Consider the following 2,895-nt stretch of genomic DNA (forward strand, 5'->3'; position numbering starts at 1 on the left):
CCCCTGTTTGTGGTCTCTCAGTAACCACCCCCCCCCACCCCCCCCCCCCCCCGCCCCCGCCCCCCCCCCCCCCCCCCCCCCCCCCCCCCCCCCCCCCCCCCCTGTGCCGTTCCGGGGCCCCTGTGACGTCCGTCACGGCCCGCTATCAGATGATCCGTCAGGTGTCGCCCATCCGTTCGGCAAAGGTTCGGTGTGCGGTAGGTACAGGTTTGCCCAGGTACCGGCGGTTTCCCAGATCCTTCTCATCAAGGCGGCACAGAGTCGCGGCATGGCTACAAGCGTGCTCACGACACCCACGACGGCGCCGATCGCACCTCGCCTGCTGGGCAGACGGCCCTGGCGGTCACCCGCGGGGCAGCCCGGCTACGCCAGACCGATGCTGCTGGCCATCACGGCGGTGGCGGGCCTGCTGTACTTCTGGAACATCAACCAGAGCGGCTACCACACCTTCTACTCCGACGCCGTGCGCAGCATGACGGAGAGCTGGAAGGCCTTCGTGTACGGGTCGTTCGACCCGGCGAACAGCATCACGTTGGACAAGCTGCCCGGCTTCCTCTGGCCGCAGGCGATCTCCGCCCGGATCTTCGGCTTCCACCCGTGGGCGCTGACGCTGCCCCAGGCGATCGAGGGCGTGCTCTCGGTGCTGGCCCTGTACCGCGTGGTGCAGCGCTGGGCCGGGGCGAACGCGGCGCTGATCGCGGCGGCGGCGTTCACCCTGACCCCGGTGCTGGCCGGGCTGTTCCGGACCGCGGTGGAGGACCCGGCGTTCACCCTGATGGTGATCCTGGCCGCCGAGGCCGCCCAGCGGGCCGCGCAGACCGCACGGCTGCGGCCGCTGCTGATGGCCGGGGTCTGGGTCGGGATCGGGTTCCAGGCCAAGATGCTGGAGGCGTGGGCGGTGCTGCCCGCACTGGCCGCGATCTACCTGGTGTCGACGCCGATCGCGCTGCGCAAGCGGATCACCCACGTGCTGCTCGCCGGGCTGGTGACGGTGGCGGTCTCCGCCTCCTGGATCCTGCTGGTGACCGTGACGCCCGCCAAGGACCGGCCGTACATCGACGGGACCACCGACAACTCGGCGTTCAGCATGGTGGTCGGCTACAACTTCCTGAACCGCTTCTCGTCGGTCGGGCTGACCGCGTCGTCCACCGGCAGCGTGACCTCGGGCAGCGGCGGCAACATCATGGGGCACGCCTTCGGCGGCGCGAAGGGTGCCGCTGGTGGTGCCGGCGGCGCTGGTGGTGCCGCCGGCGGTGCCCAGGCGGCCGGCGGTCAGGGCGGACAGGCGGCCGGCGGCCAGGCGGGCCCGGGCAGCTGGGGCGGCTTCGGCGGCGGCGCCGCGGGTGGCACCGGCGCCCAGGGCGGCCACCGGGCCGGCTTCGGCTCCGGCGGCGCGGGCTTCCACGGCTCCGGCTCCGGCTCCGCCGCGATGGCAGGCCACCGTACCGGCGGCGCCAAGGGCGAGACGGCCGGCGGTGGGGCCGGCGGCGGCGCCCAGAAGGGCGGCGGCATGGGCGGCAACGACGGCGGCTGGACCAAGATGTTCAGCAGCCAGTTCGCGCCGCAGACCGGCTGGCTCTACCCGCTGGCCGCCATCTCGGTGATCTGCGGGCTGCTCTGGCGACGCCGCGAGCCGCGCACCGACCACCTGCGGGCGGGCTTCCTGCTCTGGGGCACCTGGCTGGCCGTGTTCTTCCTGGTCTTCAGCGCGGGCAGCGTCGGCGGCCACAGCTACTACATGGGCGTGATCGGCGCTCCGCTGGCCGCGCTGAGCGGCGCCGGCACCGTGCTGCTCTGGCGCGGCTTCCGGGAGGGCGGCGCCCGGGCCTGGGCGCTGCCGGTCGCAGTCGTCGGCACCGTCGCCTGGGCGGCCTACCTGACCCAGGACTACCCCACCTTCCTGCCCTGGCTGATGCCGACCACGATCGGCCTCGGGGTGGTGGCGCTGGTGCTGCTGCTGGTCTCCCGCGGCGGCCGGTTCTCCGCCGGCCGGCTCGGCGTGGTCGGGCTGCTGACGGCGCTGGTCGCGATGCTGGTGGCACCCGGGGCGTGGGCCGCGTCGGTGCTCGACTCGAAGTACGGCAACTCGGGCATGGGCACGGTCGGCCCGTCCGGCCGTGGTGGCGGTGGCGGCGGCCACGGGATGGCGCAGTTCCTGGCCGACGCCAAGGCGGGCGGCGCGGGCGGCGGCCAGGCCTGGCCCGGTGCCGCGGCCTTCGGCGGCGGGGCCTTCGGCGGCGGGGCCTTCGGCGGCGGGGCCTTCGGCGGCGGGGCTGCCGGTGGGGCCGGTAAGGGCGGCAGCGCCGCGATGGCCGCGATGGCCGGCGCCTGGGGCGGCGGGAGCGGCGACGCCAAGCTGACCTCCGCCCAGCAGTCGATCTTCGACTACGTCAGCACGCACGCCGCCGGTGACAAGTACCTGATGGCCACCACCAGTTGGAGCACGGCCTCGCCGTACATCATGGCCACCGGCAAGGAGGTGCTGCCGATGGGCGGCTTCACCGGCCAGGTGCCCAGCCCCACCCTGGACCAGCTGAAGAGCATGGTCGCCGACCACCAGCTGCAGTACATCCTGGTGCCCGGCGCGGGCGAGAGCGGCCGGGGCGGGTTCGGCGGCGGCTCCGGGCCGGCCGGCCTCACCCAGTGGCTGCAGAGCAGCTGCAGCCCGGTGCCGGCGAGCGAGTACGGCGCCGGGGCGAGCTCCGCGGCGGCCCAGGTGCTGTACCACTGCACCAACTGACCCGCCGGGCAACCGCACGCCGGGGGGGGGGGGGGGGGAGGGGGGGGGGGGGGGGGGGGGGGGGGGGAGGGGGAGGGGGGGAGGGGGGTGGGCAGCGCGGTGTCGGTGTGGACCGGGCCCGTGGTCGGGTTCAGGTTGACCGGGTTACTGGTCGC

The 2,895-nt window shown here is 74.7% G+C and carries 1 protein-coding gene; it reads left to right on the plus strand.

Features of this window, described 5'->3' with window-relative positions; genetic code table 11:
- Nucleotides 1-376: 376 nt before the first annotated feature.
- Complete coding sequence (locus ACZ38L_RS17020) at nucleotides 377-2,740, plus strand: ArnT family glycosyltransferase (protein WP_465693884.1); 2,364 nt, start codon at nucleotides 377-379, stop codon at nucleotides 2,738-2,740.
- The last annotated feature ends 155 nt before the right edge of the window (nucleotides 2,741-2,895 follow it).

It is taken from the genome of Kitasatospora sp. NPDC024654, assembly GCF_055559155.1.

Bases quoted from the DNA above. Each gene is read 5' to 3' on its own strand.
- ACZ38L_RS17020 (WP_465693884.1), top strand. From the start codon at position 377: ATGCTGCTGGCCATCACGGCGGTGGCGGGCCTGCTGTACTTCTGGAAC.